Source organism: Actinoplanes sp. NPDC051537 (assembly GCF_055586105.1).
In genome coordinates this window covers 313,946-338,927 of record NZ_JBVJIU010000008.1, presented here as the reverse complement: position 1 = coordinate 338,927, position 24,982 = coordinate 313,946, and the positions used below count along the sequence as shown (strand labels likewise).

Sequence of the window (24,982 nt, the reverse complement as noted above, 5' to 3'; positions counted from 1 at the left end):
GGTCGCGAGGGGAGCGGGCATGCAAGCGGCGATATCGGTTGCTGGGCTGCGCAAATCGTTCGGGAGCGCCGTCGTGCTCGACGGGATCGACCTCGAGGTGCCGGAAGGAAGCACGTTCGCGCTGCTGGGGCCGAACGGGGCGGGCAAGACCACGGCGGTGCAGATCCTGTCGACCCTGATCGGGTTCGACGGCGGCCAAGCGCGGATCGCGGGGCACGACCTGGTCGGCGAGGCCGGGGCGGTGCGGGCGGCGATCGGGGTCACGGGGCAGTTCTCGGCGGTGGACGGGCTGCTCACCGGCGAGGAGAACCTTCTGCTCATGGCCGACCTGCATCACCTCGGGCGGGCCGAGGGGCGCCGGCGGGCCGGGGAGCTGCTCGACCGGTTCGATCTGGCGGAGGCGCGGCAGAAGCTGGCGTCCGCCTACTCCGGCGGCATGCGGCGCCGGCTCGATCTGGCCATGACGCTCATCGGGCGGCCCCGCGTGATCTTTCTCGATGAGCCGACGACCGGGCTCGACCCGCGCAGCCGGCGGCTCATGTGGCAGATCGTGCGCGACCTCGTGGCCGGCGGCACGACGATCTTCCTGACCACGCAGTACCTGGAGGAGGCCGACCAGCTCGCCGACCGGATCGCGGTGCTCGACGGCGGGCGGATCGTCGCCGAGGGCACCCCGGAGGAGCTCAAGCGGGCCATCCCGGGCGGCCACGTGAGCCTCCAGTTCGGCGACGCGACCAGCCTCGACGCGGCGGCGCGCGCACTCGGCGACGGGACCCGCGACGACGAGACGCTCACCCTTCAGGTGCCGAGCGACGGCGGGGCGCAATCCTTGCGCGCGCTGCTGGACCGGCTCGATCGGGCCGGCGTCGAGGTCGGCGAGCTCGCCCTGCACACCCCCGACCTCGATGACGTGTTCTTCGCGCTGACCGGAAAGACCAAGGAGGCCGTCCGATGAGCGACGCGATGACCATGGTGTGGCGCAACGTCCGGCACACCCGTCGCAACCCGGGGGCGATCGTGATGACGATCGGCCTGCCGGTGCTGCTGCTCCTGCTTTTCGTCGGCGTCTTCGGCAGCACCCTGAGCGCCGGGTTCGGCTCGTCCTGGCGCGGCGCCGACTACATCGACTACGTGCTGGCCGGCGTCCTGCTGATGACGGTCGGATATGGCTCGACCACGACGGCGCTGGCGGTCAACCGGGACATGACCGAGGGGATCATCAATCGGTTCCGGACCATGGCGATCTCGCGCACGTCGGTCCTCACCGGCCACGTCGTCGGATCTTCCGTCCGTACGCTGCTCAGCGCCGTCCTCGTGGTTCTGGTGGCACTCGGCCTCGGCCTTCGTCTGGACAGCGGCCCGCTCGGCTGGCTCGGCGCGGCCGGCGTGCTCGCGCTGCTCACGATCGCCATGACCTGGCTCGGCGTCGCCGTGGGTCTGGCCGCCAAGACCGCCGAGGCCACCGCCCCGTTCACCCTGATCACGCAGCTTCTGCCGTTCCTGAGCAGCGCGTTCGTGCCGCCCGAGGCGATGTCCGGCGCGGTCCGCTGGTTCTCGGCGCACGAGCCGTTCACGCCGATCATCGACACGCTGCGCGGCCTGCTGCTCGGCACCCCGGTCGGCCACACCTGGATCGTCGCGGTCGCCTGGTGCGTGGCCCTCGCGCTCGGCGGCTACCTATGGGCGCGAGCCCTGTTCCGGCGCGATCCCCACCGCTGAGCGGGCAGCCGCCAGCAACCCCTCCTCGTCCAGGCCGGCGTACGACGAAACCGCCTCGGCGTACGCCTCCGGATCGGTCCGCGCCGCGACGTCGCGGAGGCGGGCGAGCGACATGGTCGGCTGGAAGTCCTGGCGGAAACCGAGCCGCTCGGCGAGCGCGATCACCCGTACGTCGGAAGGATTTGTCGCCAGCAGCACCGACCCGCAGGCCGGCAGATCCGCCGCCGTGGCGGTGGCCAGCATCGCCGCGAGCGTCCCCGGAAGCGTGGCCGCGAGGTCACCGACCAGGTCGAGCCGCCCGAACCGGGCGTGCGCCACCACCGCGACCGCGCACACCTCCCGGGCCCACGAGTCGTCCCCCGCGCGCAGCCGCCCGGCCGCCTCCCGCCAGAGCCGCAGGCCGCCGTCCACGTCGCCGCGGCCGAGCAGGATCTCGGCCCGGGCGCACGTGTCGAACATCTGCCGGCCGGCCTCCTCGAGCAGGCTCACCTCGGCCAGCTGGTCGAGCCCCCGCTCGGCCTCGTCGAACGCGCCCCGCTGGAGGTGCGCCAGCACCATCGCCCACCGGGCCCGGGCCGCGCTCGACACGGCGCCGAGCTCCTCCATGAGCGCCATGGCGGCGCCGAGGTGGTGCAGCGCGCGAGCGGGATCGGACTGCAGGCAGAGCTCGCCGATCCGGGCGTGGGCGAGCGCACGGATCCACGGCGTGGCGCCGGCGGGAAGGCACGCGAGCATCCGGCGCGCGGCGGCCAGCGCGAGATCGAGGTCGTTGCGGACCTCGGCGAGGAAGCTCAGCGCGTAGCCGGCCAGCGCGGCCACCAGCGGCCGGTCACTCTCGGCGAGCGCGCGCATGGCCGGCACGTCGGTGGCGGCGAGGGCACGCTGCGCGGCGCCGACCACGGTGTCGTCGTCGGGCGACGGGAGACGGCGGAGCGTGACGAGCGCACGCCGCGGAGGATCACTACGGGTGAGGTACGCGCCGACGGCGCACACCACCGCCGCCATCCGCACGTGCTCGACGATCTCCGCCTCGGGCCGCACCCGGGACAGGATCGGCTGCACGTCGCCGGCCAGTGCCGCGAGGCGGACCAGGTTCGACTCGGTGAGCCACACGAGCCCGAGCAGCGAGGCCGCGACGGCGACCGACGGCCCGTCCTCCCGGTCGAGCGCGTACCGCAGCGCCTGAAGCAGATTGTCCTGCTCGGCCCGGATCGCCCCGACGACCGGCGTGAGATCGGTGGCGATGCCGGCGTCCTGCTGGCGCGACCCGAAGTCACGGGCCCAGGCGAGGAAGCGGTCCACGACCCGCGGCGTCTCGCCCGCCTCCTCCCGGCGGGCCACGCTGAACTCACGGACCGTCTCCAGCATGCGGAACCGGGTGTCCCCGTCGCCGTCTTCGTCTCCGATCTTGAGCAGCGACTGCTCGACGAGCCGCTCGACCACGGTGTCATCGCCCGAGAGCGCGAAGCCGGCGGCCGCGGTGAAGCCGCCGGGGAACACCGAGAGCGCCCGCATCGCCGCACGGTCGTCCGGGCCGAGCAGGTGCCAGCTCCAGTCGATCACCGCGTGCAGCGTGCGGTGCCGCTCGGGGGCGTCCCGTCCGCCGCCGCGCAGAAGGGCGAAACGGTCGTCGAGGCGGCGCGTCATCTCGCCGACCGACATGACCCGGACGCGCGCCGCGGCCAATTCGGCGGCGAGCGGGAGTCCGTCCAGACGCGCGCACAGATCCCGTACGGCCGCGGGAGGAAGACCCACATCGGGGCGCGCCGCTCGCGCCCGCCGTTCGAACAACTCGGCCATGGTCGAAAGCCCCAGCTCGGGAAGCGGATAAACCGCCTCCGAGGACAAATCGAGCGGCGCACGGCTGGTGGTCAACACGCGCACATCGGGGGTCAGGGACACCATTTCCCGTACGAGGTCAGCGGCCCCCTGAAGCAGATGCTCGCAGTTGTCGAGCACCAGCAACGCGGAACCGGGCCCGAACGCCTCGACGATGCCGGCCGTCCCGGCGTCGCTCACGCCCAGCGCCGCGGCGACCTCACCGACCACATCCCGGTCGTACGCGACGCCGGCCAGCTCGACGAAGTGCACCACCCGCTGGCGCGCGCCGCGGGCGACGGCGTGCGCGAGGCGCGTCTTGCCCAGCCCGCCCGGACCGACCACCGACACCACCCGGGAGGCGTCGAGCAGCGCGATCACGGCGGCGATGTCACTGTCTCGGCCGAGCAACTGGTTCGGCTCATGACGTACGCCATGGTGCTCGGCCGGGGAATCGCTCAGCAGAAGGTCGCGATGCAGCCGTTGCAGCTCCGGCCCCGGATCGCGTCCGAGATCCTCGCGCAAGGCGCGCCGGTAGGTCTCGTATCGGCCCAGCGCCGCCGTCGGCGTCTCGATGCGCAACAGGGCGAGCAGCAGTTCCTCGTCGTGCGGCGCCGCCTCGACCAGCGGGAGCAGCGCCCCGGCCGCCTCGGCCGGCCGTCCCAGCCGGGCGAGGGCCAGCGCCCGCACCCGTTCCAGCCGCCGGCGGACGGGCTCGCGCGCTCGCCGCAGCGCAGCGACCGGGTCGTCGTCGCTTTCGTCTCCCGTCGCTCCCGCCTCTTTCGGCGCGAAGAGCGCCAGTCCCGCGTCGGCGTGGGCAAGCGCCTTCCCAGGCTCCGGCGACCGCTCGGCCGCGGTGGCCGCCAGCAGCACCGCGGAGGCGTCCACCTCGGACTCGGCGAGGGCCAGCCGATATCCCGCCGGCGTGCTCACGATGACGTCGGCGCCCAGCCTGGCGCGCGCCCGCGAGACAACGGTCTGCAGCGCCTTGGCCGGATGTTCGGGCAGCTCATCGGGCCACAGCGACTCGACTAGGCGCGTTGTGCCGCAACCGGTGCGGAGATCGTCGGCGAGCAGCGCCAGCAGCCCGCGCAGCCGGGATCCACCGATCTCGACACCGCCATAGGCGACGGGCCCGAGCAGCGTCAGCCGAATCTCCACGGTGCCACGCTATCGACTTTCGGCGAGCGCTTCGGGCCCGCTCCGCGCGGCAGCTCAGCGCGGCGGGATATATGCCGAACTGACCGTTGTGAGCACATATCTGGCCGCCGCGTTGATCGTCCGAGACGAGGCCGCGGCGCTGCCCGGCTGCCTGGCGTCGCTGGCGGGCGTAGTCGACGAGATTCACGTCCATGACACGGGCTCGACCGATGGCACCCCGTCGCTGGCCGCCCAGCTCGGCGCCCGGGTCACCGAGGGCGCCTGGCCGGAGGATTTCGCCGCCGCGCGGAACGCAGCGCAGGCCGGCTGGACCGCCGACTGGGTGCTGGCCATCGACGCAGACCAGCTTTTCACCGGCGACCCCACCCGCTTGCGCGACTTCCTGGCCGCTCGGGATGCCGACGTGGTCCGGGTGGAGATCGACAACGCTCACGACGAGACGCCGTACACCCACGGCGAGTTCCGCCTGTACCGCCCGGACCGGACACGCTGGCGGGGCCGGGTCCACGAGCAGCCCGTCACGCGAGAAGGCAACCCGCCGGTGTGGGCCGCGGCGCCACGCGACGCGATCACGTTGCGGCACGACGGCTACGCCGACCCCGTGACCCGCGCCGCCAAGGCCCGCCGCAACGTAACCCTGTGCCAGCGCGACCTCGACGACCTGGCCGCAGCGCCGTCCCCCGACCCCGCCGCGGTCGCCCGGACCCTGCTCGACCTGGGCCGCAGTTTCGCCGCCGCCAACCGCCGCCAGAACGCCGTCGACACGTTCGAGACACTGCGCGACCTGTTCCCCGGCACCCCGCAGTGGCTGCAGGCGACCGACTTCCTGACCCGCCAGCTGCTGGCCGCCGGCCTGGACGAGGTGGCCCTGCATTTGACGACCCAGCTGCGCGAGGCCGGCGCGCCGCCCAGCTATTGCGACTACCTGGCCGCCCAGGCCGTGGCCCAGCTCGGCGACTTCGCCCGGGCCGCCGCCCTGCTGGCCGGCGTCACCGAGGTGGTCGACACGGCCGGCCGCCGCTACGACCCGTCCCGCCTGACCGAGCTGCGCGCCCTCGTCGCCCGCCTGCCCAGCCACGCCCGCTAGCGACACGCATTCGGTGGCGTACTGAGAACACCTCAGCCCGGCGTCTGAGCTCGTTGGGCGAGACCCTGGAGCTGCCGTTCGTGGACGCCCGGCGACCAGTCGTTGCCGTTCGGGCCGAGCCGCGGATCGCTGAAAGGACCGCCGTCGCGCAGCGCGTGGACATATGCCCGATCGCGTTCGAGCCGCGCCTTCAGCTGATCGGCTCCGCCGACCGAGCCGTGGCCGGGAACGAGGACCTCGACGTCGCCCGCGGCGCTTTCGAGCAGCTCCAGCGCGGCGAGGTAGTCGGCGACCGGATCGCCGGCGGTGCTCGGGTCGAGCATCGGAACCAAGAGGTCGGACAGCATGTCGCCGGCGACGAGAACCCCGCGTTCCTCGATCACCAGCGCCGCGTGGCCCGCGGCATGGGCCCGGTGCTCGACGATTCGAACCTCGGGACCGTCCCAGGGAATCAGCGTCGTCCCGGCGGGCAGGCCGGTGATGAGCCCGAGCAGATCGAGCGGCACCTGCTCGACGATGTCGGCCGGGATCATCGGGCGAACGCGCGCCCTCGCCGCCGCGTCCGGCAGCCGTTCGCGGACGGTCGCCGCGCATCGGTCCGTCCCGTACCGGGGCGCCGCCCCGAGGTCGGCGTGCCAGAGCAGATGATCCCAGTGCGGGTGGGTGGAGAAGCCGGCCACCACCGTCGCGCCCATGCCGGCCAGGTCGCGGCCGAGGCACGCCATTTCCTCGCCGAGCACCCCGGGGTCGATGACCAGCACCCCGGCCCGTCCCTGCACGACAACGGCGTTGCTCTGGCAGAACACGCTCTCGTGAACCAGCACACCTTCCGCGACCTGCTTGAGCACGGCGCCCCCTTCTGCTTGCGGTTTGCAACCACTTGCCGAGACGGTAACGCCTAGCGGTTGCAAATCGCAAGCACTACACGGCCGCCGTCAGCTGCCGGCCGGCGTTGCCGGTGCGACGATCCTGCCCGCGCGGGGTGCGCTCGCCGCCGCCGCGCCGGCCTCGGTCCTGCCGTCCCGGGCCGACGTGATCGCGGTCGCGCGGAGGGTCAACGACCAGTCGATCGGCGCGCACGGCGACCCGGGGAACAACCAGTGGGCGCGGGCGACCTACTTCATGGCCCTCCACCGGACCACCGGCGTGGCGCGACCAGGCCGCCAAGGCCGCCCGGTCGCCTCGCCCTCGACCCGGGCCTCGGCACGCGGTGGCCCGAGTTCCGCTACAACATCCAGGGGCTGGCCCGCTCGCTCACCAAGGCCCCGCGCGCGGACGGCCTCTTCAACGTGAACCTGGTCGACCCGGCCCACTTCGGCGGGCCGGAGACGAGCGGGACCGCGTTCTTCGCGTTCGGGCTCGCCAGCGGCATCCGCGCCGGGATCACGGCGGCTTCCGGCTGGCCGCCGCCGAGATCGCCCGGCTCGCCACCTGACGCGTTGCCTACCGTCGGTTGTAGAGGCGCATGGTCAGGGTGCCGAAGACGAGCACGAAGCCGGCGCTCGCCACCAGGGTCCAGGTGAGGGACGGCATGTGGACCGCGCCCGCCATCAGGTGGCGGATCGCCGTGACCAGGTGCGTGATCGGGTTGACGTTCACGAACGCCTGCAGCCAGCCGGGCATCGTGCTGGGAGCCACGAAGACGTTGCTCAGGAAGGTCAGCGGGAACAGGACCAGCATGCTGACCCCCATCACCGATTTCTCGGAGCGCAGCAGCAGGCCGAACATGGTCCAGACCCAGGAGAAGGCGAACGAGAAGACGACCAGCAGGGCCATGCCGGCCAGCACGCCGGGCACGCCGCCGGCGGGCCGGAAGCCGAGGATCAGGCCGACCACCATGATCGTCGTGGCGGCCAGGATGTAGCGCAGGACGTCGCCGAAGATCATGCCGACCAGGGCGGCGGGGCGCCACACCGGCAGGGTGCGGAAGCGGTCGAAGACGCCCTTCTCGATGTCGGTGTTGAGGCCGACGCCGGTGTACATCGTGATCATGACGACGCTGGTCACCATGATGCCGGGCAGGAAGAACTGAAGGTACTCACGGGTCGAGCCGGCCAGGGCGCCGCCGAACAGGTACGTGAACATCAGCGTCATGATGATCGGGAACGCGGTCACGTCGAACAGCTGCTCGGGGACGTGCTTGATCTTCAGGGCGGCGCGCCAGCCGAACGACAGCGACGCCGACCACGCGCTCGGGCGGCGCGGCTGGTCGCCGCGGGCGAGGACGGCGCCGAGCGTCTCGGACGACGGCGTGTAGGCGGCGATTTCCGGGGTCTGCGTGGTGCTCATGCCGCGGCCTCCTCGTCGGCGAGCGGACGGTCGGTGAGGGCCAGGAACACCTCGTCGAGGCTGGGCTGGCCGAGTGCGAAGTCGTCGACGACGATGCTGGCCTCGGCCAGCCGGGCCAGCGCGCGGGCCGCCTGCTCGGCGGCGCCGCGGTCGGAGCCGGACGCGTCGGCCCGGGCGGTCAGCGCCACCGGGTCGGACTCGAGCTGGACCGTGGTGCCCAGTTCCTCGGCCAGCACCCGCTCGGCCTCGGGCCGCTGCCCGGCGTCGCGCAGCCGGACGTGCACGGTGCCGGCCCCGATCGACGACTTGAGCTCGCCGGATGTGCCCTCGGCGATCACCCGGCCGCGGTCGATCACCGCGATGCGGTCGGCGAGCTGGTCGGCCTCGTCGAGGTATTGCGTGGTCAGCAGGACCGTCGTGCCGTTGGCGACCACCACCCGCACGATGTCCCACACCTGGTTGCGGCTGCGCGGGTCGAGCCCGGTCGTCGGCTCGTCGAGGAAGAGCAGGTCGGGTGTGTTGAGGATGCTGGCGCCGATGTCGATGCGCCGGCGCATGCCGCCCGAGTACTTCTTCACCTGGCGGTCGGCCGCCTCAGTGAGGCCGAACGCCGCCAGCAGCCGGGCCGCCCGCTCGCGGGCCTTCGGTTTCGGGTAGCCGAGCAGGCGGGCCAGCAGGATCAGGTTTTCCGCGCCGGTCAGGTCTTCGTCGACCGACGCGTACTGCCCGGTGAGGCTGACCCGGCCGCGAACCGCGTCGGCCTCGCGGACCAGGTCGTGCCCGAAGACCCGGGCCGCCCCGCCGTCGGGTCGCAGGAGGGTGGCCAGCATGCGGACCACTGTGGTCTTGCCCGCGCCGTTGGGGCCGAGCAAGCCGTAAACCGTGCCCGCCGGCACGGAGAGGTCGACGCCGTCGACCGCGCGATGGTCGCCGAATGTCTTGACTAATCCGGATGTCTCGATGGCCGGTGTGGTCATCGCCACATGGTTCCGGACGGGTATGACAATTTACTGAGTGCGAAGGGCCTGCTCGATGCGGCCGACGACCTCGTGCGGGTCGTCCACTTCGATGATCAGCCGCGAGTAGCGCTCGTCGGCCAGCTCGATGACCACGGCCTTGGCCGGGTTGTGCACGTCCCAGAAGACTTGCTCGCCGTCGACGCGGAAGCTGCCGGCGGTGACGACGCCGGGGAAGTGGGTGCCGGCCGTGCGGATGCCCTTGGGTTCGCGGCCGACGCCCGGGTCGCCGGTGGCGCCCCGGACGTTCGCCAGCGGGATCTCCAGGCGGCTGCGCAGCGACCAGAGCTTGTCGAGGCCCTGCATCTCCACGATCAACCGGTCGTCGTCGATGCTCACTTGTGCCATGGCGGAACTCCTAACTGATGCGGGCGCGGAGGTGCCGGCCCAGGATGGTGGCGGTGGCGATGCCGTGCGGCTCGAGCGCCGCGTCGAGGCCGGCCAGGATCGAGGTGACCTCGGCCGCCACCTCGGGGTCGGTCGGGGCGCGCTCGACCGTGGCCAGCAGGAACAGGCGCAGGTCGGCGGTGAGGGCGCGGTGCAGGGCCTGGTCCGGATCGCCGGCCGCGGCGATCTCGGCCAGCAGCGGCCGTACCTCGTCCCGGTGACGGCGCAGGGCGGCCAGGTAGAGGCCGCGCTTGCTGCCGAAGGTCTTGTAGAGGCTGTTGCGGTGCACGCCCAGGTGGGTCACCAGGTCGTCGACGGACACACCGTCGAACGCCCGGCCGGCGAACAGGTCGACCGCCTGCCGGACCACCTCGGCCTCGTCGAACGCTCTCGGTCGTCCCATGGGTACGACCGTAGAGGGTTTAGGAACGGTCAGTCAAGAACGAGCGTTCCTAAATGCGCGAGGTGTGGCGCGGCTCATTGGTGCCGGTGCCGGCGAAGTGGCCGAAGCGGCGATTGTCGTGGTGGGGGCGCCGGGGCGGGGCGGGCGCCGCACCGGGTGCTCCCGCCGCCACAGGAGCACCCGGAGTCATCGGCGCCGGCTCGGGAGCGGGCGCGGCCGCGGGGCGAACCGGCCGTCGCCGGCGCGGTCCGAGAAGCGCGACAAGACGGCGAAGCAGGTTCCTCACGGTGCACCACCTCTCGGCGAGCCAGCCGTTGGTTATCGAGACAATGACGGTAGCAGCGCGGGACGCCGTAGCCAATCGGTCACCGGTCCGAGCGGGGCTGTCCTTACCGCGTACGGGCAAATGGCCGTGCTCGTCCTATGCTTTGCGGATGGCTGGGACCGGGTTCGGGGTCTACCTCAAGGAGGCGATCCTGGCTGCCCGTTTCCCGACGCCGACGCACTTCGCGAGGGCTGTCGGCACCGATCCCTCGGTGGTGCTGCGGTGGCTCAGCGAGGAGCAGCGTCCCACGATCAAATCGATCGAACGGATTGCCCCGGTCCTGGGCAAAAGCATCAACGAGTTGGTCCTGGCGGCCTACCCGGATCGGTTGAACGGCCCGCCACCGGCCGCCGTCCCCGCCGCCCACCCGCTGGTGCACGAGCTGGCCCGCATGCTCGCCGACGACTCGCCGATCCCGCGCGCCGACCGCGAGGCGCTGGAAACGGTGCTCGATCGTATGCTCGAGCCGTACCGGCGGGTGCTCCGCCGTCGCAAATCCGGGTGACAGATTGCCGTCTCAAGCGGACGTTGCCGCTGGTCGATGTCGCGCGAAACGTCCCGGCGCACTAGCCTCGGACCGTGACCGAGCAGAGGGCCGAGCAGGGGGCTGACCAACACTCCGGAGGGTGGCACCTCCAGACCAGCAAGCTGCTCGTGATCCTGTTCATCGTGGCGGTGGCCGCGACCGGCGCCCTGATCGTCACCGTGCTGACCCAGATGCCGTCTGGGACGACGCCACCGCCGGGTCCCGGCGGCATGCCTCCGCCGCCGCCCAACATGCGCCCGCTGGCCGTCTTCTCGATCGTGACCGGCTTCTTCGTGCTGTCCTGGCTCGCGGTGCTGGTGGTCTTCGCCCGCGACCAGATCCTGCGGCAGCTGCGCCGGTCGGGCCCGGGTCCGGCGCCGGGGATCTCGGCCGACGAGCTGGCGGCCCGGCTCGACGATCTCCGGGCGGAGCTCGCCGACGATCGCGAGGACGAACTGCGCGTGCTCAGCGAGCGGATGGCCGAGCTGACCACCGAGTACGGCGAGCGCCGCGAGACGGACGGCTACCTGAGCGGCATGCGCACCGCCACGACGAACGAGCCGCCGCAGGCCAACGTGCGCGCCATCCGGCGTACGCCGCCACAGCGCTAGGCGCCGGTCATCGCCTGGTAGCCGCGGTGGGTGCGGAAGTAGTCCGTCATCCGGTCGGTGCTCAGCGCCAGGAACAGCGCCCGGCAGCCCGCCGTGTCCAGGCGGTTCGCGGTTCCGGCGGCCGAGCGGACGAAGCCGGTCGACGGGATCGTGGTGAACGACAGGTCCTCGCTGCGCAGGCCGGAGAGCTCGCGGGCGGTCGCGGTCAGGTCCAGGTTCGCGTCCACGACCAGGGACTTCGCCACCTCGGAGAGAAGTGAGCTCATCCGCATCGGGTTGGTCAGCACGCCCATCGACAGCACCTTGTCGCTGAGCGCGTGCAGGTACTGCTGCTGGCGCTTGACCCGGTCGAAGTCGCCCTGGGCCAGGCCGTAGCGCTGGCGGACGTAGATCTCGGCGCGCTTGCCGTCGAGGTGGTTGACCCCGGCGTGGAAGCGGTAGCCGGTGCGGCCGTCGGTGACCGCCTTGTTGACCTTCACGTCGACGCCGCCGACGGTGTCGGTGATCTTCCGGATGGCGGCGAAGTCGACCCGCATCACGTGATCGATCGACAGGCCGGTGAGATGGCTGATCACCTGCACCACCAGGGGGGCGCCGCCCCACGCGTACGCCGCGTTGATTTTTGTCTTGCCCCCGGCCCAGCGCCCGGCCACCGGGGGGATGTAGACGAAGGAGTCACGCGGGAACGAGACCACACTGGCATGCCGCCGATCGGCGTCGACGTGCACCAGCATGATGGTGTCGCTGCGGGACTGGTTCTGCGTCCAGTTGGCCCGGGTGTCGACGCCGAGGATAAGGACGTTCTCGCCGGTGGTGCCCGGTGTCGGCGTCGGCCGCCCGCCGGTGACCACGACGTACTCGGGCGCCTCGGTGATCTTCGGGAGGGCCGAGGCCTGGCCGAGCACGTCCTCCCGGCCCACCTCGCCCTCGTAGTGGCGCGCGAACAGAACGGCCGCGCCGAAGCCCGCGCCGGCCAGGCCGGCCAGGACCGAGAGGGTCACCACGACGAACTTCGCCCAGCGAGGCAACCGCACATCCTTCGTCCCGTGGGCCCGCCGGCTGCGGACGCCTACGAGGGACTTATCGGTCCCCGTCGCGATCCCGTGAGCCGGACTTCGCGCACGGGGGCGGCCGGCGCCCACACCGGACGCGTGAGCACCAGCAGCAACGCGAGGCTGAGCCACACGTACGCGTTGCTCCCGGGAAACGCCGCCCAGCCGATCGGATGCGCCCACCAGATCCAGACGATGCTGCTGCTCATGACGGCGAAGCCGGCGAAGAGCACGGCCAGGCGGCGTCGCCGCGTCTCCCTGACCGGCGTGCTCAGCACCCGGTCGAGCAGCAGGAACACGCCCGGGATCAGCCACACCAGGTGATGCACCCAGGTGATCGGGCTGATCAGGCAGGCGACCACGCCGGTCACCGCGAAACCGGTCACCTGGTCGGGCCGGCGGACCCGGACCCACCAGCACCAATAGGCCACCACCAGCGCGACGCCGGCCAGCCACCACGTCGCCGGCGCGTCCAGCCGGGCCACGACGCCGCGCAGCGACTGGTTGGAGACGTGGTACATCTCGCCGATGCGCCCGGTGTCCCAGAACGCGTCGGTCCAGAACTCGCGGGACGCGTCCGGGGCGGCCAGCAGCGCCAGCAGCGTCGCGACGGCCGCGGTCACCGAGGCCGTGATCGCCTGCCGGTACCGCCGGGTGAGCAGCAGGTAGCCGATGAAGATCACCGGCGTCAGCTTGATCGCCGCGGCCAGGCCGATGCCGATCCCGCCGAAGCGCTTGTTGCGCAGGTCGCCGCAGACCAGCACGAGCAGCAGCAGGTTGACCTGCCCGTAGCTGAACGTGTCGCGGGACGGCTCGAAGATCAGGAAGCCCAGGAACATCAGCGCGCACGGCGTCCACACCGGCCACCCGCGCCGCCGCAGGATCGGCACGAAGTACCAGCGGAGGAGCAGCGCCACCGCGCCCGCGTTGATCACCACCGAGGCCGCGACCGCGACCGGCCAGGAGGTGATCGCGAGCGGGCTTAGGACCAGCGCCGCGAACGGGGGATAGGTGAAGCCGTACTGCGTGTCCTGGTAGCGGAACTCGTAGAGCTCGCCCCCGTCGACCAGCCAGTACCGGACCGCGCCGCGGTAGACGCCGAGATCGAAGAAGTGCCGGAAGGTCGGGATGGTGGTCAGGAAGACCGCAACGATCGCGGCGGCGCCGATGACCAGCGCGACCTGTTTCGCTCGTGTCATCGGGCGATTCGCAGGGCAACCGGGGCCGCGACGGCCACGCGCACGACCAGGAACGCGGCGATGCCGATCAGGACGCCCAGCACGGCGAGGAGCACGCGCTCGGCGTCGGCGGCGAAGCCGTCGGGCAGCACCACGAGCACCAGCGCCGCGCAGAAGCCGGCCAGCAGGGCGCGGACCCGCGGGTGCCCGGCCACGGCGGCGAGCGGAGCCAGGCCCCAGACGACGTACCAGGGCCGGATCGCCGGGCCGAAGACGACCAGGGCGACCAGGACGATCCCGAGGGCGTAGACCGGGCCGATCCGATGCCGGTACGTCCAGACGACGCCGGCCACGACCACGACGGCCAGCGTGCCGGCCCACCGCCAGACGTCGGCGGCGGCCGCGGTGCCGAAAAAGCCGGCGGTCCAGCGGCCCAGCAGCCCGGTGATCGACCAGTTCTGGGCCGAGATGGGGGTGCTCAGCGCGCCGATCCAGCCGTACCCGGTGCCGGCCACCGCGGTGATCACGACGGTGGCCGAGACGGCGGTGGCGGTCACCCCGGCGGCGGCGCGCGCCCACGGGCGGCGGCCGGGCAGCTGCGTGGCCCAGATCGCGGCGACGGCGATCAGGCCGAGCGCGGCCGGCACCTTGACCAGGGCGGCCGTGACGACCAGCAGCGTGGCGACGATCGGGCGATGGCGTACGGCGGCGGCCAGGCCCGCCGCCAGCAGGCCGACCATCAGGGCGTCGTTGTGCGCGCCCCCGATCAGGTGAATCAGCACCAGCGGGTTGAGCACGGCCAGCCAGGTCGCCGCCGACGGGTTGATGCCGGCGCTGTCGGCCAGCACCCGGACGGCGCCCGCCAGCAGCACCAGGCCGGCCAGCGCCACCAGGCGCATCGCGACGATCCCGAGCAGGAGGTGCGGGCCGGCGATCAGCTTGGCAACGATCAAGAAGACTGGCCCGTACGGGCTGGGAGTGTGCTGCCAGATGGCCGGAACCTGGTCGGCGACCATCCCGCCGAGCAGGGCCGGCCCGTGGCGGTAGACGTCCAGCCCCTGGTCGATCATCAGGCCCTGGGCGAGGTAGCTGTAGACGTCGCGGCTGAACATCGGCGGGGCGAGCAGCAGGGGCGACACCCAGAGGGCGAGCGTGACCCAGTCGCTGTCCCGGTGGTGCCGCGGCGTCCGGCCGTACCACCACCAGGCGAGCAGGAGCAGGGCCAGTCCGCAGTAGACGCAGACCAGGCCGAGCCGGGCATGATGGCCGCCGGCGAAGAACGGGACACCTACCGGTAACGCGCCGGCGCCCAGCCCGCCCACGGCGACGAGCGCTGATCCGGCAAAGCCGACGGCGCGCGACAAGGCGTGATCTTTCCGCACGGCAGCACGATTTCAATGAACGGTGACGTGCCGACGACCTCTTGCTTAAGCTCGCCCCACTAAGGGAGGTCGATGGGAAGCTTGATCCCGTCGAGAGCGGTTGCGCACGGACAGTCACGCTCGGCGGGGAGCCTGGTGACGGCCTGCAGCAGTACGCCGCGGAGCCGTTCCGTGTTCTCCCCGAACACCCGGAAGACCTCCTCCTGGGTGACGCCGTGGTCGCCCTCGACGCCGGCGTCGAGATCGGTGACGAGCGCGATCGTCGTGTAGCAGAGCGCGAGCTCGCGGGCGAGGACCGCCTCCGGATGGCCGGTCATGTTCACGACAGAGCCGCCGATCGCGGTGAACCAGCGGGACTCGGCCCGGGTCGAGAAGCGCGGCCCCTCGACGACCACCATCGCGCCGCCGTCGACCGGGTGGACGTCGCTCTCGAGCAGGACGCGCCGGCCGTTCGGGCAGTAGGGGTCGGCGAACGACACGTGCACGGCGCCCTCGTCGTAGAAGGTCTGCACCCGCCCGCTCGTCCGGTCGATCAGCTGGTCGGGAACCACGAACGTGCCCGGGCCGAGCTCCGGACGCAGGCCACCGACGGCGCAGGGGGCGAGAATCTGCCGTACGCCCAACGACCGCAGCGCCCACAGGTTGGCCCGATATGGGATCTTGTGCGGCGGGAACCGATGATCGCGACCGTGCCGCGGAAGGAACGCGACACGCCGATCTCTCACCCGCGCCACCGTGATCGGGTCGGACGGCGAACCGTAGGGGGTGGACACCTCGATTTCCTCGGCATCCTCGAGGAGCGCGTACAGCCCCGACCCGCCGATGACGCCGATCTCCGCCGTTGGGTTCATGCGCAGACCTTATCCGGCCCCGGAATCACGGGCTAATGTGCTGAGCATGGCGTTGGTGGAACACGACCTGCGAGCGCTGTGGGCAGCCCGTGCATAGCGAGGGACAGCGGATCGGAGGCCGGTCGATGGAGTCGATGACCGGCCGATTGCTGGTGGCCACACCGACTCTCAAAGATCCGAACTTCGACCGTACGGTCGTGCTGCTCGTGGCGCACGAGGCGGGCGGGGCGCTCGGCGTGGTGCTCAATCGCGCCACCGAGGTCCCGGTGGCCGACGTCCTCGGCGGCTGGGGCGAGCTGGCCGGCGAGCCCGCGGTGCTCTTCGAGGGCGGCCCCGTGCAGCCCGAGTCGGCGATATGCCTGGCGCGCACCCGCCCCGAGGTGAAAAAGCGGGTGACCGGCTTCCACCAGGTGGCGGGTTCGCTCGGCACGGTCGACCTGTCGGCCGATCCGGAGCGCATCCGCGACAGCGTGGCGGGCATCCGGGTCTTCGCGGGCTATTCCGGGTGGTCCTCGGGCCAGCTGGAGGAGGAAATAGCCTCCGGCTCGTGGTTCCTGCTGGACGCCCTCCCCGGCGACCCGTTCATCAACCGCCCCGACGACCTGTGGGCCATGGTGCTGCGCAGGCAGGGCGACATCCTGGCGGCGGTGGCCCACTTCCCACCGGACCCCCTCCTGAACTGACCCCGGTGGGTTGTGTAGTATTTCTTCCGTGCCCGGGGTGACCGGGGACGGCAAGGGGCTGTGGCGCAGCTGGTAGCGCACCACACTGGCAGTGTGGGGGTCAGGGGTTCGAGTCCCCTCAGCTCCACGAGACGGCAGGCGGTCTATGCTCGCGGGAAGCGCGAGCCTAGGCCGTCTCGTCATGTCTGCTCAGGGGGCCGAGCCCCCTGAAACCCCGCGGTGCTGTGGTTGCGCTGGGTGCTGTGGTTGCGCTGGGTGCGGTTGGTGCGGTGGGTGGCGGCGGTCGCTTCGCTCCGCCTGGCGGGGCGCTTCGCGATCGAGCGGCGGTCGTACGGCTTGGTCTGCGATTGGCTACTCCCAGACGGTGTTCCAGCAGCAGTCGTGTGCGAGCTGGCGTAACACGTGGGTGTAGCCGTCTACGCCCTGTACCTGTACGTGGATGGTTCGGGTGGAACCGTCCAGCCATGCCTCGAGGGGGGTCCACGGGCTGATGCGGCCGCTGATCGGCTGCCAGTTGCTCCAGCTACCGCCCGGCGTCAGCTGGTACGTGTGCCAGAGCTTCTCGTCGTAGCCGCGGGCGAAGACCTCCAGGCGGCCGTCGTTGTTGCTGGTGGCGCCCAGCCCGCTGCTGGGGAGGAAGGCTTGGTTGGCGCTGCCCACCAGTCGGTACTCCCCGCTGGACGGAATCCCGCCTCGGATAGGTGCCCATTTGTGGTACACGTAGCCGCTGTCATTGCCGTTGCCCCAGAACCACTCCTCGCGGCCGTCGAGGTTGTAGGCCGCGACGAGCTGGTTGAAGAAGCCGGCCTGGGCCGGGGCGGTCGGCGCCACCGCGAAGGCGGCCGCGGCGATCGCCAGGATGGGCACGATTCTGCGGATCAGTCTGCTCATTCCCTTGTCCCCCGTATCGTGTCGACGTCTGTCCACGCGCGACAGTCTCGGTGCGAGCGTCGGCGATTGACAAGGATCACTCGACGGGTTGCGGACTTCCGCAAAGCGGATGCATCGATGAACTGCCGCCTCTAAATTGCGTGGGGTGGATCTCTCGCATCTCGGCGCGCCGGTTCGGCCGATGGTTCGTGTGCACGGCGGGTTCGCCAATCGGATGTATCGGCTCGACACCGAGCAAGGGTCGTTCGCGGTCAAGGAGCTGAATCTCCTCGATCGCCGGGCGGTCTACCGCGCCGAGGACGTGTTTCGATTTGAGCGGGCGGCCTTTGCCGCCGGTGTTCCGATGCCGGAGCCGATCTCGGTGGGGCGCGACATGCTTGTCCACCGGTGGGTCGAAGGCGAGAAAGTGCCCGAAGAACCAGTGTCGCCGGCGTTTGCGTTCGAGGTCGGGGAGATTCTCGCGCGCATTCACGCGCTCGACGTCGCATGGACGTACGGCGAGAGCGAGGAGCCGGTGTCACGGGACTGGGCCGAACTCGCCGAGCGGGCGACGGCCACCGGGCAGCCGTGGGCGGGCGAGCTCACCGCCCAGGTCGGGATGTTCCTCGAAATTTCCGACTTTGTCGATACTTGCGAGCGACCCGGGCCCGTCGTGCTGACCCACCGGGACATCCAACCGTGGAACCTGCTCGCCCGAGAGGGGCGGCCGGTGGTGCTCGACTGGGAGCTCTCGGGGATGCTCGACCTCTCCGGCGAACTCGGCTCGACGGCGCTGAGCCTCGCGAAAGGGCCCGGCTTCGACGACATCGAGCCCGCCGTCTTCCGTTCGGTGCTCGACGGCTACCGCGCCGGCAACGGGGGCGGAGCGCTGCCGAAGTGGGGCCCGAGCTGGTTCGTCTTCCTGATCGGCGGCTGGCTGGGGCACACCAGGTGGAACATCATGCGCTGCGTGGCCGGTGTCGAGGCCGGCACCGGCCCCGAACTCGCGCTGTCGCAAGAATCCGCGGGCAACGGGGTGCGCGGCCTCCCGGACCTGTTCCGCCGGCTTCCCGACCTCGAGGCGCTGCTCGGCTGACAGGTTTTCAGCGGCGTTTCAGGGCCGCGTCAGGACCGCTCGGCAGGCTGACAGCAAGAGACTGCCGGTGGGAGGAACACGACCATGGCCCGAGCGATCAAACGGAGCGGTCTGGTGCTGTCCGCGGTGGGCGCCACCCTGGTTCTGGCCGCCGGCAACGCCCTCGCCGCGGCGGGGGCCTGGAGCTCGGTGCCGGTGCCCAACGCCGACGTTCAGTTCACCAGCCTTCAGGCGGTCGACGGGCGCACCGACGCCGACGCGTGGGCCGTCGGCTACGTGCAGCCGCCCACCGCCACGCCCACCTATCCGATCTCGCTGCACTGGAACGGCACGGCCTGGACCGACGTGCCGGTGCCGCTGCAGGGCATCGGCACCACCCTGTGGGGGGTCAGCGGCAGCGCCGCCGGTGACGCGTGGGCGGTCGGCTCGGTGAGCACCCACCCGCCGGGCTACCACATCGTCGTGTCGCCGATCGCCATGCACTGGAACGGCAGCGCCTGGGCCCCGGTGCCGGTGCCGGGCGGGGGCACGCTCAAGGGCGTCGCCGATCTCGGGCCGGCCGACGCCTGGGCGGTGGGGGACACCGTCAAGCACTGGGACGGCACGGCCTGGAGCAGCGTGACCACGCCGTCGCCGAGCGCGAGCTCGTTCACGGCCATCGCGGCCCGGTCGGCGAACGACGTCTGGGCGGTCGGCAGCTTCTCCCCGCGCCGGCATGTCACCGCGGCCTTCTCGGTGCACTTCGACGGCGCCGCGTGGTCGCTCGTGCCGATGCCGGCCGGGCTGCGGGTGTGGTCGGTGACCTCGGTCAGCGCCACCGACGCGTGGGCCGTGGGGCAGCTCGACCCGGCCACCGTCCAGGACACGATCCAACCGGCCCTGGTGCACTGGAACGGCACCGCCTGGTCGGTCGTGCCCGGTCCGGCGATCCCGGGCAACGGCGGGTACCTGCGGAGCGTGAGCGCCCGCGCGGCCGGCGACGTCTGGGCGGTCGGCCCGCAACTGCTGGCAGACACGCCGTACGTCGCCCCGCTGACCGAGCACTGGGACGGTACGCAGTGGACCCGGGTGGCCGCGCCGAGCACCGGTGCGCCGGACCTCTGGGCGGTCTCGGCCCGGGCCGGCACCACGCACGCCTGGGCGGCCGGCAACCAAGCCTCCGGCGCACCGCTGATCCTCGAGCGGCACTGATCCCGGAAGGCGCTCAGCCGGCCGCGCGGAGCATCGCGTCGTACTCGGGGTCGTCCATGATCTCCCGGACCTCCTGCGCGCAGCGGCACCCGGAGGCGAACTTGGCCGCCCACACCAGGGCCTCCTCGCGGGTGGCCACGTCGACGACGACGAATCCGCCGATGACCTCCTTCGTCTCCGGGTACGGCCCGTCGGTGACCAGCCCGTCGGTGGCCACGATGCTCGCCCGCTGCCGTCGCAGTCCGCCGCCGAACACCCACACGCCGGCGTCGATGGCCTCCTGGACCACCGCGTGCGCGGCCTTGCCCACGTCGGCGAAGTCCTCGTCGGGGATGTGGTCCATGGCGCCGTCGTTGAACGAGATCAAGTACCGCGTCATTCGTGACTCCCTCGTCGCGGCGACCTCCGGCGGCCGCCTCTCACCTGTTCTACGAACGGCCGGCCCCGGATCCGACGCCAAGCCGGAACAATTTTCCCCGGGACCTCATGGTCGGCGAGGCGGGTGATCGGGGTGGACCTGACCGCCGGCGCCGACGGGGACGAGGTCGACGAGCTGCTACCGGCCGCGGCGAGTCGCCGCGCTCAAAGATGGTCGCGGATGACCTCGACGCCGGTCTCGCCCGGCGCCTCGGGAGTCACCTCGGCCCGGGCCACCTCGGCGAAGCCGGCCTTGGCCGCCACCGCGGCCGAGGCCCCGTTGGCGGCGTCGTGGCGGATGACGACCCGGTCGACGCCGGGCAGGGCCCGGGCAACCTCGGTGACGGCGATCACGGCGGCGGTCATGTGCCCCCGGCCGGCGTGCGACGTGCGCAGCCAGTAGCCGATCTCGAGAACGCCGGGACCAAGCCGCGTCATCAGACCGATGCTGCCGATCAGGACGCCGGGACGAGTGAAGATGGCGTAGTTGAACTCGGAGCCCTTGGCCCAGTTCGCCGTCGCTCGCTCGATGTAACTCTCGGCATCGGCCGCGTCGTACTCGTCGCTCGCCCACGGGAGGAACGGCTTCAGCTGCGGGAGCGACTCCCTGACCGCGTCGGTGGCGGCCGCGGCCCACTCCGGCTGCCAGCGTCGCAGCACCAGGTCGCCGGCCTCGATCGTCTCGGGTGGTTCCATGGTCACGAGCCTTCCGGGTCCGGCACGGCCCGGCAACCCGCCAGCGTCCGTTCCAACAGCGGGAGCGCGCGCAGCACCTGGTGCGAACGGATCAGGGCGTTCCAGACCGGTTCGAACTTCTTCCACCCGCCCGCGTACGCCAAATGCCGCACCCGCGCGGGGAGCGGTTTCGGCGCGGCGCCCCGCCAGATGGCCGGCCAGCGGTAGAAACGCCGATAGGCGCGCCAATAGCCCCGTTCCAGCTCGGCCGGCGTCATGAGCGCGGGGCGGTAGACAACGTGGCGGGTGTCGTACCGATCCCAGTCCCGATGTGTCATGCGGCCGGCGGCTTCCATGCGGCGGAAGAGGGCCGTCCCCGGATACGGCGTCATGATGTGGAAGGTCGCCGTCTCCAGGCCGGTGGCGACGGCCCAGTCGACGGTGCGGTCGAAGACGTCGGGGGTGTCGTCGTCCATCCCGAAGACGAAGCTGGCGTTGACCATCGCGCCGGCGGCGTGCACCCGGCGGGCCACCTGCGCATAGTCGCGGCCCACGTTCTGCCGTTTGCGCTGGGTCGGCAGATTGGTGGCGTTGATGGTCTCGAAGCCCACGAACACGCTGCGCATCCCGGCGCCGACCGCCTTTTCCAGCAGGCCGGGCGCCAGCAGCGCGTCGACCGTGCTGGCCGCCTGCCAGACCCGGTTCATCCCGGCCATGCCGGCGAACAGCGCCTCGGCGAAGCGGCGGTTGCCCAGCAGGTGGTCGTCCAGGAAATAGACGTGCCGGCCGGGGAGACGGTCGATCTCGGCGAGGGCGTCGTCCACCAGCTGCATGTAGAAGCTCTTGCCACCCTCGAAGAAGGCGTCCTTGTAGCAGAAGTCGCAATGGTGCGGGCAACCCCGGGAAACCACGATCGAATTGGGTACGAGATAACGCTCGCGCCGGATGAGGTCCCGTCGCACCGGCGGCAGCCCGTGCAGCGTGCGCGTCGTCGACACGTACCGCGACGCCGGCGCGCCCCGGCGGAAGTCCGCGAGGAAGCGTGGCCAGGTGTCCTCGCCGGGCCCAGGAAGATGGCGTCGGCATGGGCCGCGGCCTCGTCGGGCAGGGACGTGACGTGCAGGCCGCCCATCGCCACGAAGACGCCGCGCTCGCGGTAGCTGTCGGCCAGCGCGTAGGCGCGCCGCGCCGACGTGATGTAGACCTGGATCACCACGAGGTCGGGGCGATCGTCGGCGACCGGGATCTTCTCGACGTGCTCGTCGAGGATCCGCACCTCGTCGTCGTCGCGCAGGTAGGCCGCGAGGGTGGCGAGGCCCAGCGGTGGGAAGAGCGAGTACTTGATCGGCCGGGTCCGGGCTTCGGTCAACGCCGGGAGGATCATCGTGACGCGCATGCGCCGAACGCTAGGTACCCGATGTGGAGAAGTGGTGGGCGCGCCGGGCGGGCAGGGTGAAGGTCATCCGTGAGCCGCCGGCGCCGTTCTCCGCGGCGGTGATGGTGCCGCCGTGGCGTTCGACGATGCGCTTGCAGATGGCCAGGCCCAGGCCCGTTCCGGCGTAGCCGGCGCCGGCGTGGGCGCGGTGGAAGTTCTGGAAGATGGCCTCGTGCTGGCCGGCCGGGATGCCGATGCCGTTGTCGTCGACCGCCACCTGCACGAAGCCGTCCGACGCCCGCGAGCAGGAGACGGCGATCCGCGGCACCACGCCGTCGGCGGTGTACTTGATGGCGTTGCCGATCAGGTTCTCCAGCAGTTGGCGGGCGAGCACCGGGTCGGCGTCGACCACGGGGAGGTCACCCAGGTCGAAGCGCGGCGCCGGGGCCCCGGTGCTGGCGGCGTGGTCGAGCCGGCCGGTGGCGATGTCGCGTACCACCTCGTCGAGATCCACCGCGGTGGGGGAGAGGGACGCGTCGCGGGCCGTGGTGTAGGCCAGCAGGCCGTTGATCAGGCTCCGCATCCGCACCGCGGCGCGCTGGATGCGGGCCACGCTGCCGCCCGCGACCACGTCGTCCTCGAGCTCCGAGGCGAGCGCCTCGGACCAGCCCTCGATGGTGGTCAGCGGGTTGAGCAGGTCGTGCGCCACCACGCCGGCGAACGAGGCGAGCTCGTCGCGGTGCCGGCGGTCGGCCGTCACGTCGTGGAAGACCACCAGTGCCTGCCGCTTGCCGTCCGCCGCGGGCGCCAGCTCGACGCCGCTGACCTGGACGATGCGGCCGTCGGGCGTGGCCGGATTGCGGATCAGCACGTCGAGAGGCTGCTCGTAGCGGCCGGTGAAGAGGCGCCGGTAGACCATGTCCTCCTCGGCCAGCGGCGAGCCGTCCGGGTGGAACAGGCCGTACGAGCGGCTGATCTCGCCGGACGACGAAGGCACGCCGGCCCCGATGAAGCGGGCGGCGGCGGGGTTGCGTACGCGAAAACGCCCGTCCTCGTCGATGACGCAGAGCCCTTCGGACATCGCGTCGACGACGGTGACCGCTTCCTTCTCCGACGCACGCAGCCGGGCCATCAGCGCCTCCCGCTCGTCGCGGCCGAGCGCCAGCGCGAGGCCGACCACCGCGACCGTGCCCACGAAGAGCTGGGCGACCAGGGCGCGCAGCGGGTTCGAGTGGATCGCGGCGAACGGGCCGGTGCCGTGCAGCGTGAACAGGATCGTGACCACGCCGAACACGAGGTCGTGCAGGATCACGGCGGCGGTGGGCAGGCGCAGCGCCGCCCACACCGTCATGGCGATCAGCGCGAAGGCCAGCGGCGCGCCGTTCACGTAACCGAAGACCAGGCCGTAGGCGAACGCCGAGGCGACGAAGACGGCCGCCAGCTCCCCGCCGCGCCAGGACACGGGCGGGCGGCGGCCGGCCAGCACGCCGATCAGCAGGATGCTGACGGTGTTGCGGGCCAGCCAGACCACGGCGGACTCCCCGGCGTAGTGGCCGGTGATCAGCCACATCCCGGCCGAGCCGACACCGGCGCCGCCGACCGTGCTGATCGAGGCGGCGGCGATGAAGCGCCACAGCTCGGCCGGCCGGGTCAGCGGCGATCCACCCCGGGTCCACAGGCCGGGCAGCCACCGCTCGAAGAGGGTGGCGAAGGCGAGGCCCTGCACCAGGTTGGCGAGGACGAAGACGACCGTCTCGCGGGCGGTCGCCCCGGTCGCGAGGTTGACCCCGAGCGTGATCAGTGCGAGCAGGAGGACGTCCACCCCGAACCATCGGGATCGCCGCCGGCTCACGAACCACACGGCCAGGACGCCGGCCGCGGGCCAGACCAGGCTGAGGTTCGTGGAGTCCATGACGGTCTGCCTCCCGGCCGCGGTGGCCAGGAGGTAGAGCAGCGCGAATCCGATGGTCCGGAGCATCAGCGTGCCAGCAGCCCGTTCACCCGGCGCAGCATCTCGCGCTGGCTGAACGGCTTGGTCAGGTAGTCGTCGGCGCCGTTGGCGTAGCCGAGGTCGATGTCGTCCGGCCGGCTGTTCCCGCTGATCATGAGCACCGGGATCCGCGCCGTCGCCGGCAGCGAGTGCAGCTCGGAGCAGACCGTGAGGCCGCTCATCTGGGGCATCGTGACGTCGAGAATGATCATGCGGGGGCGGCGCTCGATCGCCAGGTTCAGCGCCGAGCGGCCGTTGTCGGCGCTGAGCGTGGTGAAGCCGGCCACCTGGAGTTTGAACGCGATGACGTCCCGGATGTCGGCGTCGTCGTCGGCGATGAGGACGGTCGGCGTGGCGGGCGCGGCGATCGGCGCGGAGGTCAGCGCCTTGACGAACTCGTCGGCGCGCGGCTCGGTCAGCATCATCGGATACCCCCGGTAACGACGGACGGGTGACGGTTGGTGATCAGTTCCTGGAGCTCGGAGACGAGCCGGCGCGGCGACAGCGGCTTCTGGAGGTAGCGGTCGGCGCCCGCCTCGAGCCCGGCGTCGACGTCGTAGGCGTGCGCGTTGCCCGAGATCATCAGGATCGCGGTGTCCCGGATGTTCGGGGTGCGGCGCGCGAGCCGGCACAGCTCCATGCCGTTGAGCGCCGGCATCCGGACGTCGGTGATCAGGCCGACCGGCTTGGCGACGGTCAGGATGCGGGCGGCGGTGTTGCCGTCCTTGGCCGCCACGGCGCGGTACCCGGCCGACTCGAGGGCGAAGGTGAGCATGTCGCGGATGTCGGCGTCGTCCTCGGCAATGAGGATCAAGTTCTGGTTCATCGGGTGCTCCCTTTGTGCGGCTGTCCGGCTGATCGACCGCGGCAGGTTCCCCAT

Annotated in this window: 26 protein-coding genes, 1 tRNA gene and 1 pseudogene; 10 read left to right on the top strand and 18 right to left on the bottom strand. The window is 71.6% G+C overall.

The genetic code is table 11. The annotated features are described in order from the left end of the window. The first annotated feature begins 19 nt into the window (after positions 1–19). Together ACZ6TB_RS21815 and ACZ6TB_RS21810 are read left to right on the top strand one after the other, a co-directional pair. On the top strand, positions 20–955 hold the full coding sequence (locus tag ACZ6TB_RS21815) for an ATP-binding cassette domain-containing protein (RefSeq protein WP_465556369.1): 936 nt from the start codon (positions 20–22) through the stop codon (positions 953–955). Beyond that, positions 952–1,719, top strand: coding sequence for an ABC transporter permease (locus ACZ6TB_RS21810; RefSeq protein WP_465556368.1), 768 nt, complete (start codon positions 952–954; stop codon positions 1,717–1,719). Before ACZ6TB_RS21815 ends, ACZ6TB_RS21810 begins: the two co-directional genes overlap by 4 nt. Here ACZ6TB_RS21810 and ACZ6TB_RS21805 read toward each other — a convergent pair. Next, positions 1,678–4,698, bottom strand: coding sequence for an ATP-binding protein (locus ACZ6TB_RS21805; RefSeq protein ID WP_465556367.1), 3,021 nt, complete (start codon positions 4,696–4,698; stop codon positions 1,678–1,680). The genes ACZ6TB_RS21810 and ACZ6TB_RS21805 overlap by 42 nt on opposite strands. Before the next feature lie 88 nt (positions 4,699–4,786). On the opposite strand from ACZ6TB_RS21805, the gene ACZ6TB_RS21800 reads away from it, so the two are divergent. Beyond that, entirely contained in the window at positions 4,787–5,785 is a 999-nt protein-coding gene (locus ACZ6TB_RS21800) for a glycosyltransferase (protein ID WP_465556366.1), read from the top strand. Between the two features lie 32 nt (positions 5,786–5,817). Here ACZ6TB_RS21800 and ACZ6TB_RS21795 read toward each other — a convergent pair whose 3' ends face one another. After that, entirely contained in the window at positions 5,818–6,633 is an 816-nt protein-coding gene (locus tag ACZ6TB_RS21795) for an MBL fold metallo-hydrolase (RefSeq protein ID WP_465556365.1), read from the bottom strand. A 252-nt stretch (positions 6,634–6,885) separates the two neighbouring features. Between ACZ6TB_RS21795 and ACZ6TB_RS21790 the strand changes: the two genes are divergently transcribed. Next, a complete protein-coding gene (locus ACZ6TB_RS21790) occupies positions 6,886–7,308 on the top strand; it encodes a glycoside hydrolase family 88 protein (RefSeq protein ID WP_465556364.1) in 423 nt (140 codons plus the stop codon). Here ACZ6TB_RS21790 and ACZ6TB_RS21785 read toward each other — a convergent pair. From ACZ6TB_RS21785 to ACZ6TB_RS21770, 4 genes are read right to left on the bottom strand one after another with little or no spacing between them, the layout of a single operon-like run. Continuing rightward, positions 7,229–8,074: an ABC transporter permease gene (locus ACZ6TB_RS21785; RefSeq protein WP_465556363.1), complete on the bottom strand. Its 846-nt coding sequence runs from the start codon at positions 8,072–8,074 to the stop codon at positions 7,229–7,231. The two genes, ACZ6TB_RS21790 and ACZ6TB_RS21785, sit on opposite strands and share 80 nt — an antisense overlap. After that, positions 8,071–9,051, bottom strand: a complete 981-nt coding sequence (locus ACZ6TB_RS21780; RefSeq protein ID WP_465556362.1) for an ATP-binding cassette domain-containing protein — start codon at positions 9,049–9,051, stop codon at positions 8,071–8,073. The genes ACZ6TB_RS21785 and ACZ6TB_RS21780 overlap by 4 nt, the downstream gene beginning before the upstream one ends. Positions 9,052–9,081: 30 nt before the next feature. Continuing rightward, the gene (locus tag ACZ6TB_RS21775) at positions 9,082–9,438 is read right to left on the bottom strand and encodes a hypothetical protein (RefSeq protein ID WP_465556361.1); all 357 of its coding nucleotides are present in this window, start codon (positions 9,436–9,438) and stop codon (positions 9,082–9,084) included. Positions 9,439–9,448: 10 nt separating this feature from the next. Continuing rightward, positions 9,449–9,880: a TetR/AcrR family transcriptional regulator gene (locus tag ACZ6TB_RS21770; RefSeq protein WP_465556360.1), complete on the bottom strand. Its 432-nt coding sequence runs from the start codon at positions 9,878–9,880 to the stop codon at positions 9,449–9,451. Positions 9,881–10,314: 434 nt separating this feature from the next. On the opposite strand from ACZ6TB_RS21770, the gene ACZ6TB_RS21765 reads away from it, so the two are divergent. Continuing rightward, on the top strand, positions 10,315–10,710 hold the full coding sequence (locus ACZ6TB_RS21765) for a helix-turn-helix domain-containing protein (RefSeq protein ID WP_465556359.1): 396 nt from the start codon (positions 10,315–10,317) through the stop codon (positions 10,708–10,710). 74 nt (positions 10,711–10,784) lie between these two features. After that, positions 10,785–11,342: a hypothetical protein gene (locus tag ACZ6TB_RS21760; RefSeq protein WP_465556358.1), complete on the top strand. Its 558-nt coding sequence runs from the start codon at positions 10,785–10,787 to the stop codon at positions 11,340–11,342. On the opposite strand, the gene ACZ6TB_RS21755 is transcribed toward ACZ6TB_RS21760, so the two are convergent. Genes ACZ6TB_RS21755 through ACZ6TB_RS21740 form a run of 4 tightly spaced genes read right to left on the bottom strand, consistent with a single transcriptional unit; the run spans position 11,339 to position 15,805 of the window. Then, positions 11,339–12,376, bottom strand: coding sequence for an LCP family protein (locus tag ACZ6TB_RS21755; RefSeq protein WP_465556357.1), 1,038 nt, complete (start codon positions 12,374–12,376; stop codon positions 11,339–11,341). The genes ACZ6TB_RS21760 and ACZ6TB_RS21755 overlap by 4 nt on opposite strands. A 35-nt stretch (positions 12,377–12,411) precedes the next feature. Next, positions 12,412–13,593, bottom strand: coding sequence for a glycosyltransferase 87 family protein (locus ACZ6TB_RS21750; protein ID WP_465556356.1), 1,182 nt, complete (start codon positions 13,591–13,593; stop codon positions 12,412–12,414). Then, complete coding sequence (gene mptB / locus ACZ6TB_RS21745; RefSeq protein ID WP_465556355.1) at positions 13,590–14,954, bottom strand: polyprenol phosphomannose-dependent alpha 1,6 mannosyltransferase MptB; 1,365 nt, start codon at positions 14,952–14,954, stop codon at positions 13,590–13,592. The genes ACZ6TB_RS21750 and mptB overlap by 4 nt, the downstream gene beginning before the upstream one ends. A 59-nt stretch (positions 14,955–15,013) precedes the next feature. Further along, entirely contained in the window at positions 15,014–15,805 is a 792-nt protein-coding gene (locus ACZ6TB_RS21740; protein WP_465556354.1) for an S-methyl-5'-thioadenosine phosphorylase, read from the bottom strand. A 125-nt stretch (positions 15,806–15,930) separates the two neighbouring features. On the opposite strand from ACZ6TB_RS21740, the gene ACZ6TB_RS21735 reads away from it, so the two are divergent. Together ACZ6TB_RS21735 and ACZ6TB_RS21730 are read left to right on the top strand one after the other, a co-directional pair. Continuing rightward, positions 15,931–16,488 carry a YqgE/AlgH family protein gene (locus tag ACZ6TB_RS21735; RefSeq protein ID WP_465556353.1) on the top strand — a complete coding sequence of 186 codons (558 nt, stop codon included), beginning with the start codon at positions 15,931–15,933 and terminating at the stop codon, positions 16,486–16,488. A gap of 54 nt (positions 16,489–16,542) precedes the next feature. Beyond that, a tRNA-Ala gene (locus ACZ6TB_RS21730) sits at positions 16,543–16,615 on the top strand. Positions 16,616–16,839: 224 nt separating this feature from the next. On the opposite strand, the gene ACZ6TB_RS21725 is transcribed toward ACZ6TB_RS21730, so the two are convergent. Beyond that, positions 16,840–17,379, bottom strand: coding sequence for a DUF8189 domain-containing protein (locus ACZ6TB_RS21725; protein WP_465556352.1), 540 nt, complete (start codon positions 17,377–17,379; stop codon positions 16,840–16,842). A gap of 181 nt (positions 17,380–17,560) precedes the next feature. Here ACZ6TB_RS21725 and ACZ6TB_RS21720 point away from each other — a divergent pair, with 181 nt between their 5' ends. Continuing rightward, positions 17,561–18,454 carry a phosphotransferase family protein gene (locus ACZ6TB_RS21720; protein WP_465556556.1) on the top strand — a complete coding sequence of 298 codons (894 nt, stop codon included), beginning with the start codon at positions 17,561–17,563 and terminating at the stop codon, positions 18,452–18,454. 84 nt (positions 18,455–18,538) lie between these two features. Next, positions 18,539–19,645: a hypothetical protein gene (locus ACZ6TB_RS21715; protein ID WP_465556351.1), complete on the top strand. Its 1,107-nt coding sequence runs from the start codon at positions 18,539–18,541 to the stop codon at positions 19,643–19,645. A 13-nt stretch (positions 19,646–19,658) separates the two neighbouring features. Here the strand turns inward: ACZ6TB_RS21715 and ACZ6TB_RS21710 are convergent, their stop codons facing one another. From ACZ6TB_RS21710 to ACZ6TB_RS21680, 7 genes and pseudogenes are all read right to left on the bottom strand, one after another. Further along, positions 19,659–20,024 carry a YciI family protein gene (locus tag ACZ6TB_RS21710; protein WP_465556350.1) on the bottom strand — a complete coding sequence of 122 codons (366 nt, stop codon included), beginning with the start codon at positions 20,022–20,024 and terminating at the stop codon, positions 19,659–19,661. Between the two features lie 203 nt (positions 20,025–20,227). Beyond that, positions 20,228–20,758, bottom strand: coding sequence for a GNAT family N-acetyltransferase (locus ACZ6TB_RS21705; RefSeq protein WP_465556349.1), 531 nt, complete (start codon positions 20,756–20,758; stop codon positions 20,228–20,230). A 2-nt stretch (positions 20,759–20,760) separates the two neighbouring features. Beyond that, the gene (locus tag ACZ6TB_RS21700) at positions 20,761–21,735 is read right to left on the bottom strand and encodes a B12-binding domain-containing radical SAM protein (RefSeq protein ID WP_465556348.1); all 975 of its coding nucleotides are present in this window, start codon (positions 21,733–21,735) and stop codon (positions 20,761–20,763) included. 113 nt (positions 21,736–21,848) lie between these two features. Beyond that, positions 21,849–22,121 (bottom strand): annotated as a pseudogene (locus ACZ6TB_RS21695) (cobalamin-dependent protein); the annotation flags it as partial. Between the two features lie 22 nt (positions 22,122–22,143). Then, positions 22,144–24,090 (bottom strand): ATP-binding protein, encoded by a 1,947-nt coding sequence (locus ACZ6TB_RS21690; protein ID WP_465556347.1) that lies wholly within the window; start codon positions 24,088–24,090, stop codon positions 22,144–22,146. After that, positions 24,090–24,527: a response regulator gene (locus ACZ6TB_RS21685; RefSeq protein ID WP_465556346.1), complete on the bottom strand. Its 438-nt coding sequence runs from the start codon at positions 24,525–24,527 to the stop codon at positions 24,090–24,092. The genes ACZ6TB_RS21690 and ACZ6TB_RS21685 overlap by 1 nt, the downstream gene beginning before the upstream one ends. Next, positions 24,524–24,928 (bottom strand): response regulator transcription factor, encoded by a 405-nt coding sequence (locus ACZ6TB_RS21680; RefSeq protein ID WP_465556345.1) that lies wholly within the window; start codon positions 24,926–24,928, stop codon positions 24,524–24,526. Before ACZ6TB_RS21680 ends, ACZ6TB_RS21685 begins: the two co-directional genes overlap by 4 nt. Positions 24,929–24,982: the final 54 nt, after the last annotated feature.

Coding starts and splice junctions, on each gene's coding strand:
- ACZ6TB_RS21815 (WP_465556369.1), top strand. CDS start 20: ATGCAAGCGGCGATATCGGTTGCTGGGCTGCGCAAATCGTTCGGGAGC.
- ACZ6TB_RS21810 (WP_465556368.1), top strand. CDS start 952: ATGAGCGACGCGATGACCATGGTGTGGCGCAACGTCCGGCACACCCGT.
- ACZ6TB_RS21785 (WP_465556363.1), bottom strand. CDS start 8,074: ATGAGCACCACGCAGACCCCGGAAATCGCCGCCTACACGCCGTCGTCC.
- ACZ6TB_RS21780 (WP_465556362.1), bottom strand. CDS start 9,051: ATGACCACACCGGCCATCGAGACATCCGGATTAGTCAAGACATTCGGC.
- ACZ6TB_RS21775 (WP_465556361.1), bottom strand. CDS start 9,438: ATGGCACAAGTGAGCATCGACGACGACCGGTTGATCGTGGAGATGCAG.
- ACZ6TB_RS21770 (WP_465556360.1), bottom strand. CDS start 9,880: ATGGGACGACCGAGAGCGTTCGACGAGGCCGAGGTGGTCCGGCAGGCG.
- ACZ6TB_RS21765 (WP_465556359.1), top strand. CDS start 10,315: ATGGCTGGGACCGGGTTCGGGGTCTACCTCAAGGAGGCGATCCTGGCT.
- ACZ6TB_RS21750 (WP_465556356.1), bottom strand. CDS start 13,593: ATGACACGAGCGAAACAGGTCGCGCTGGTCATCGGCGCCGCCGCGATC.
- ACZ6TB_RS21740 (WP_465556354.1), bottom strand. CDS start 15,805: ATGAACCCAACGGCGGAGATCGGCGTCATCGGCGGGTCGGGGCTGTAC.
- ACZ6TB_RS21735 (WP_465556353.1), top strand. CDS start 15,931: ATGGAGTCGATGACCGGCCGATTGCTGGTGGCCACACCGACTCTCAAA.
- ACZ6TB_RS21725 (WP_465556352.1), bottom strand. CDS start 17,379: ATGAGCAGACTGATCCGCAGAATCGTGCCCATCCTGGCGATCGCCGCG.
- ACZ6TB_RS21720 (WP_465556556.1), top strand. CDS start 17,561: ATGGTTCGTGTGCACGGCGGGTTCGCCAATCGGATGTATCGGCTCGAC.
- ACZ6TB_RS21715 (WP_465556351.1), top strand. CDS start 18,539: ATGGCCCGAGCGATCAAACGGAGCGGTCTGGTGCTGTCCGCGGTGGGC.
- ACZ6TB_RS21710 (WP_465556350.1), bottom strand. CDS start 20,024: ATGACGCGGTACTTGATCTCGTTCAACGACGGCGCCATGGACCACATC.
- ACZ6TB_RS21705 (WP_465556349.1), bottom strand. CDS start 20,758: ATGGAACCACCCGAGACGATCGAGGCCGGCGACCTGGTGCTGCGACGC.
- ACZ6TB_RS21690 (WP_465556347.1), bottom strand. CDS start 24,090: ATGCTCCGGACCATCGGATTCGCGCTGCTCTACCTCCTGGCCACCGCG.
- ACZ6TB_RS21685 (WP_465556346.1), bottom strand. CDS start 24,527: ATGATGCTGACCGAGCCGCGCGCCGACGAGTTCGTCAAGGCGCTGACC.
- ACZ6TB_RS21680 (WP_465556345.1), bottom strand. CDS start 24,928: ATGAACCAGAACTTGATCCTCATTGCCGAGGACGACGCCGACATCCGC.